Annotated in this window: 6 protein-coding genes; all 6 read left to right on the top strand. The window is 66.6% G+C overall.

Annotation, left to right across the window (positions count from 1 at the left end; all coding sequences use genetic code 11):
* The first annotated feature begins 140 nt into the window (after positions 1-140).
* On the top strand, positions 141-620 hold the full coding sequence (locus AAG801_RS39865) for a type II secretion system protein (protein WP_341893407.1): 480 nt from the start codon (positions 141-143) through the stop codon (positions 618-620).
* Entirely contained in the window at positions 617-1,051 is a 435-nt protein-coding gene (gspG, locus tag AAG801_RS39860; RefSeq protein WP_341893406.1) for a type II secretion system major pseudopilin GspG, read from the top strand. Before AAG801_RS39865 ends, gspG begins: the two co-directional genes overlap by 4 nt.
* Positions 1,052-1,059: 8 nt before the next feature.
* Positions 1,060-2,262, top strand: coding sequence for a type II secretion system F family protein (locus AAG801_RS39855; RefSeq protein ID WP_341893405.1), 1,203 nt, complete (start codon positions 1,060-1,062; stop codon positions 2,260-2,262).
* Positions 2,259-3,872: a GspE/PulE family protein gene (locus AAG801_RS39850; RefSeq protein WP_341893404.1), complete on the top strand. Its 1,614-nt coding sequence runs from the start codon at positions 2,259-2,261 to the stop codon at positions 3,870-3,872. Before AAG801_RS39855 ends, AAG801_RS39850 begins: the two co-directional genes overlap by 4 nt.
* 244 nt (positions 3,873-4,116) lie before the next feature.
* Positions 4,117-4,587 carry a hypothetical protein gene (locus AAG801_RS39845; RefSeq protein WP_341893403.1) on the top strand — a complete coding sequence of 157 codons (471 nt, stop codon included), beginning with the start codon at positions 4,117-4,119 and terminating at the stop codon, positions 4,585-4,587.
* Entirely contained in the window at positions 4,584-5,087 is a 504-nt protein-coding gene (locus AAG801_RS39840; RefSeq protein WP_341893402.1) for a hypothetical protein, read from the top strand. The genes AAG801_RS39845 and AAG801_RS39840 overlap by 4 nt, the downstream gene beginning before the upstream one ends.
* The last annotated feature ends 557 nt before the right edge of the window (positions 5,088-5,644 follow it).

Here is a 5,644-nt window from a genome sequence, read left to right as displayed (position 1 = left end):
GCGCTACCCGCGGCAGGTGCCGCTCGCCCCGGTCACCGCCCGCACCGACTCCTGGGTGGTGGTGGCGCCGCGCGGCCGGCAAGGCGCCGTGGCCGATGTGCGCAGCGGCGCCGCGGGGCGGGCGAAGGATGGGAGTGCCTATGCGGCGTGGTAGCGGTGTTGCGCGTGGAGAGAGGGGCTTCACGCTGGTCTGGGTGCTGGCTGCGCTGGTGCTGTTCTCGCTCGGGCTCTCGGTGGTGGGGCCGAGCTGGTCCGATCGCGTGAAGCGTGAGCGTGAGGAAGAACTGCTGCGCATCGGGCGGCTGTACGGCGACGCCATCGCCAGCTATCGGGAGGCGTCGCCGGGGGCGATGAAGCAGTGGCCCATGTCGCTGGGCGATTTGGTGCTCGACACTCGCTTCGCCGGCACCAAGCGGCACCTGCGTCGGCTGTATGCCGACCCACTGCAGCCCGAGGCGCCCTGGGGACTGATCGCTGCGCCCGGCGGTGGTGTGATGGGTGTGTTCTCGACCAGCACGGAGACGCCTCTGCAACGGCGCGACCTGCGGCTGGGCCGCATCTCCTTGCCGCAGACCGAGCGTTATGACCAATGGAAGTTCGTCGTTCCGGCCCAGCCATGAAGCATGCATGCCATATCCGCAGTGGGAAGCAGATGTCGGGCTTCACCTTGCTCGAGCTGCTGGTCGTGATCCTGATCATCGGGTTGCTAACGGGCATCGTGGCGCCGCGCTTCCTGGGGCAGGTATCCCGGTCCGAGGCGACGGCCGCCCGCGCTCAGATGGACGCCTTTGACAAGGCGCTCCAGGCCTACCGTCTCGACACGGGCCGCTTTCCGACGGGTGGCCAGGGCTTGCGTGCCTTGACCACCCGGCCGTCCGACGAGCCGCGATGGCGAGGCCCTTATCTGCAGGGCGATGTGCCGCCCGACCCCTGGGGCATGCCCTACCAGTACCGGTCCCCCGGCACCGATGGCAAGGACTACAACTTGCTGAGCTACGGCCGCGATCGCGCGCCGGGCGGCACGGGCGACGACGCCGACCTCTCGCGCTGAACGCCGCCATGGCCGCCTCCGAGTTCATGGTCCGCTACTTCGACGCTCGCCGCGCAGGTGTGGTCGAGGAATCGGCTCGCGCGCACGATGCCGAGGCGCTGCGCCGCCAGCTGTCCGAGCAAGGGCATGTGGTTCTGGAGGTTCGGCCGGCCGAAGCGAGCGGCGTCTTCCGCTTCAAGGCCAAGATTCCCTTCGACGTGGCGTGGTGGTGCAGGGAACTCCGGACGCTGCTGCTGGCCGGCATGACCGTGGTGGAGGCGCTGGAGACGCTCGAAGCCCAATCGGTGGGCAGCGCGCGTGCCGAGGTTCAGTCAGCATTGCTGAAGTCACTGCGTGAAGGCAAACCCCTCTCCGATGCGATGGACGCCTCGGGGTACTTCCCGAAGGTGCTGATCGCCAGCGTCACCGCCAGTGAACGCACCAGCACTCTGCCCACGGCGTTGGAGGACTACCTGGCCTATGACGAATTGCTCGCTAGGCTGCGGCGCCAGGTGGTCAGTGCGGCCGTGTACCCAGCGGTGGTTGTGTCGCTCGGACTGCTCGTGACGATGTTCCTGCTCGTCTACGTGATCCCGCGCTTCTCGAAGATGTACGTGAACTTCAAAGGCGCCGTGAGCTGGCCGACACAGGTTCTGCTGGGCATCAGCGATGCACTCGGCCGCGACCTGCCGCTCGTGCTCGGCGGCCTGATCGTTCTCGCTGCGCTGATGGTGGTGCTGTGGAGAAGGGGGCTCTGGCGGACATGGGGTGAGGCCTTCATTGAGGCGGTACCGGTGCTGCGCCGTGGAAAGAAACACTTCAGCCATGCCAAGCTCTACCAGGCACTGGCGCTGATGTTCCGCGGCGGCTACCCCCTCGAAGAGGCTCTGGCCGTAGGGCAAGCACTTGGGCTGGGCCGTCGCCACGAGGAAGGAATCGCCCAGGCTCGCGCGTCGATCTCGCGGGGCAAGAGCGTGGCCGAGTCGTTTGCGAACGCCGGTCTGGCCGATCCACTGGCGCAACGTCTGCTGGCCGTGGGCGAACGCAGCGGCAACTTCGACCGGGTGCTCGCCACCATCGCCCAGCGCCATGCCCAGATCTTCGAGACCTTCGTGGAGCGCGCCACACGCCTCGTCGAGCCGCTGTTGCTGCTGGTCGTGGCCTTGGTGGTCGGTGGCATCGTGGTCATGATGTACATGCCGATCTTCGACATCGCCGGAGGCCTGCGATGACCACTGCGCTGCGACTGGCGATCCAGCAGGCGCGCGAACAGCATCGTGCCGGCAATGGGTCGGCGCTGGACGCGCTGCTGCGGACGGCGTTTGCTGCCCGGAACGACATGGCCAAAGTGCTGCCGCAGCAGGCGGGTGTTGCGATGTTCGTGGTCGGCACCGAGCTTCAGCCGGACTTTTCGCAATGGTCGAAGGCGGATGCGGTCGCGCACCGGTGTGTCGTGTTGGCCGACACAAGCCAGCGACGCTGGCTTGCCGCGGAGGACCCGTGGGACGAATCGTCCATCCAGCGTGTGAACCGCCGTGTCGGTGCCAGCTTGCCGTTGTTGGCCGTCCGCCGTGGCGACTTCGAAGGCTGGGTCGGCGACGCGCCAGGCGCGTCCCGCCAGGCCAACGCCTTGTTGCCGACCGTCGACGCGGCTCTGCAAGCCGACGGGCCGATCGTCGCCTTTGTCCACGACGCCATCCGCGCCGCGTACCGCGACGGCGCCAGCGACATTCACTTCGAGTGCGACCGCTCGGGCGTTACCGTCAAGTTCAGGCTCGATGGGGTCATGTCTAGCTTCGCGCGCCTCGAAGGAAGTGCGCGCGCTCAGGAGGCGATATCGCGCATCAAGGTCCTTGCGCAGCTCGACATCACCGAGCGCCGGCTTCCGCAGGATGGCCGCTTCCGCTATCAGCTTGCCGAGGGTTCGATCGACCTGCGCGTGTCGGTGATGCCGAGCATCCATGGCGAAGACATCGTGCTGCGGCTGCTGGACAAGGCCCAGCTTCGCACGCGCGACGCCTCCGTCACGCTGGGAGCTCTCGGGTTCGACGCACCGAGCGCCGACCGCATCCGCGAACTCGCGGAACGTCCCAACGGCATGCTGCTCGTGACCGGGCCGACCGGCAGCGGCAAGACCACCACGATCTATGCCGTGCTCAGCGAGATCAACACCGGCTTGGAGAAGATCATCACGATCGAGGACCCTGTCGAGTACGAGTTGCCGCAGGTCCTGCAGATCCCCGTGAACGAACGCAAGGGGCTGACCTTTGCCAAGGGCCTGCGCTCGATCCTGCGGCACGACCCCGATCGGATTCTCGTGGGCGAGATCCGTGATGCCGAGACGGCCGAGATCGCCGTGCAGTCGGCGTTGACGGGGCACCTGGTGTTCACGACCGTGCACGCCAATGGCATGGCCGACATCATGGGGCGATTCCGCCACTTCGGCCTGGACATGTTCGGGTTCATGTCTTCGCTCAATGGGGTCGTCGTCCAGCGGTTGGTGCGGCAACTGTGCAGCGCGTGCTGCGCCATGCGTCCGCCCACGGAGCGGGAACGTGGCTGGCTGACGAGTCAGGGCTTCGACGCCGTCGATGCCGTGCCATCCGCAGTCGGCTGCGCGGCTTGTCACGGCAGTGGCTACGGCGGGCGCTTCGTGATCGCCGAGATCCACGAAGTGGATGACTCGCTTCGCGATGCGGTGACCGAAGGCGCGCCTGTTTCCGAGGTTCGCCGGCTGGCGCAGCAACGCGCCGGGTCTACTTTGCTTCAACTCTCGGCCCAACACGTGGCACGTGGACGAACGACGATGGAAGAGGTCAAGCGTGTGGTGGGCTGGCAGTAGCCCCGTCCACGTCTACCTAGGGGAGAGCTCGGCAGCGGTCTCGCTGCCGGGGCACGAGGTGTCCTGGTCAGAGCAGGTTTCCGTGGAGCAGGGCTGGCAATGGGCCGTTGACTCGGTTCAGACATCAACCTCAAAGGTTGGGGTTCGAGGCGTGCATGTTTGGCTGTCCGGCTCTCTCGCGCGGCCATTCCTGCTTCCGCCACTTCCGGGCGTTCGCAGCGAAGACGAAGCCAGCAAGATCGCCTTGAGCATGGCCGGCGATGCGACGGGGCTGGCCGGACCGTGCTTGGTGCACCTGGACTGCTGGGATGTGCGCCGCTCGACGCTGGCAATCGTGATCCGGGCCGATCTGCACGAGATGTTGCTGGGCAAGGCTTCACGGGTGGGGTTGCCGAGGTCGGTGCGCCCCTGGTGGAGCGCGACCGCCAACGAACTGGTGGAGCGCAACGCCAGAGTCTCATTGATTGCCGTGCGCGAACCAGACTCGTTGACTGTTCTCGGCGGCGTTGGTGATTCGTGGACGCTCGCGAGCAGTCTCGCGGCGGCCGATGCTACGGAGGCGTCGAGCACGGTGGCGCGTCTGAGCGTTTCGGCGGCCCTGGAGGGAGAGGCCTGGATCGCGGCCTGGGCCCGCGTGGAGACTGCAGCCGGTACCGAGAAGCGCCAACGCCTCGCAAACGTACCCTTCAGCGCCACTGCGGAGCGATGCTCGTGAGGCGCATCGACGTCAACTTTCGTCGTCCAACCCGGCCGCCACGATGGATGTGGACGCTCGTGGGGCTGCTGTGGATCGCAGCGGCAGGGCTGGGCGTCTTCGCCTGGAGCGAATACCGTGGTGTCGAGCATCTGCGCAAGGAAGTGGTCGCAATGCAGTCACGCCTCCCGGAGCCCGTTCCAGCCGTAGCGCCACTTCGTCCTGCTTACGAAGAGAGCGCGAGGCGCATGTTGACGGAGCGGCAAGCGGCATGGCCCGCTGCCTTGAAAGCGATGGAGCAAGTGCAGGTTTCGGGCGTGCAGATCGTCGGATTCGATATCACAGCGGCCGAGCAGCGTATGCGAGTCGAACTTCGGTTCTCGGACTTGAAGCAGTTGCTGGACTATGTCCGTGAGCTCAACGCCGGCGAGCCGGTTCCGCGGTGGGCTATCGAGCAGACCGGCCAGCCGGACGCCAGCGGAGCGGCCAGGGGCTTCATCGCTGGAAAGCTGAACCCTTAGGGTGGCCCTGAAGCCACCGAGCGGGAGCCTGCGAGAGCGTGCAGCTGACTGGAGGCGGGGGTGGTCATTGCTGGACTGCCTGCCACCCCTACGGGCCACGGCTGCTTCCTGCCGCTCAGCTGAACTGCGCCTACCGAACAAGGGGGGCGCCAACCACTGCAGATCTGACGAGCAGAGCTTTCCGAAGCGATGACCGATTGGCGAACCCGCGACGACTCGCGACTTGCGCGGCGCGGATCGCGAAACTGAAACCGTTCGTTTCGGCTGTGCGCGCCTTGCGAGACTTCCTGGGCTGATCCGAGAGCCTCTGAGATCTCCGGGGACGCAAGACCTGCTCTTGAGGTCGTTCTTCCGCCCACGCATGGACAGCGGCACGATCCGCGCATGCGCCTGCCCTGGCCAAAACTGCAGCCGATGCAGCTGAATCTGCTGCGCGACGAGCCCGTGCGTGCGCCGCTCGAGCCACTGCGCATCAGGCAACGAGAGGTGATCTCATCGGCTGGCAGCCCGCGGCTGGTTCCCATCGAGAAGATCGACGAAGACCCAGCCAACCCGCG

Source organism: Variovorax sp. YR752 (assembly GCF_943372545.1).
The sequence above is the reverse complement of the archived record's forward strand: the minus strand, read 5'-3'. Positions and strand labels throughout refer to the sequence as shown.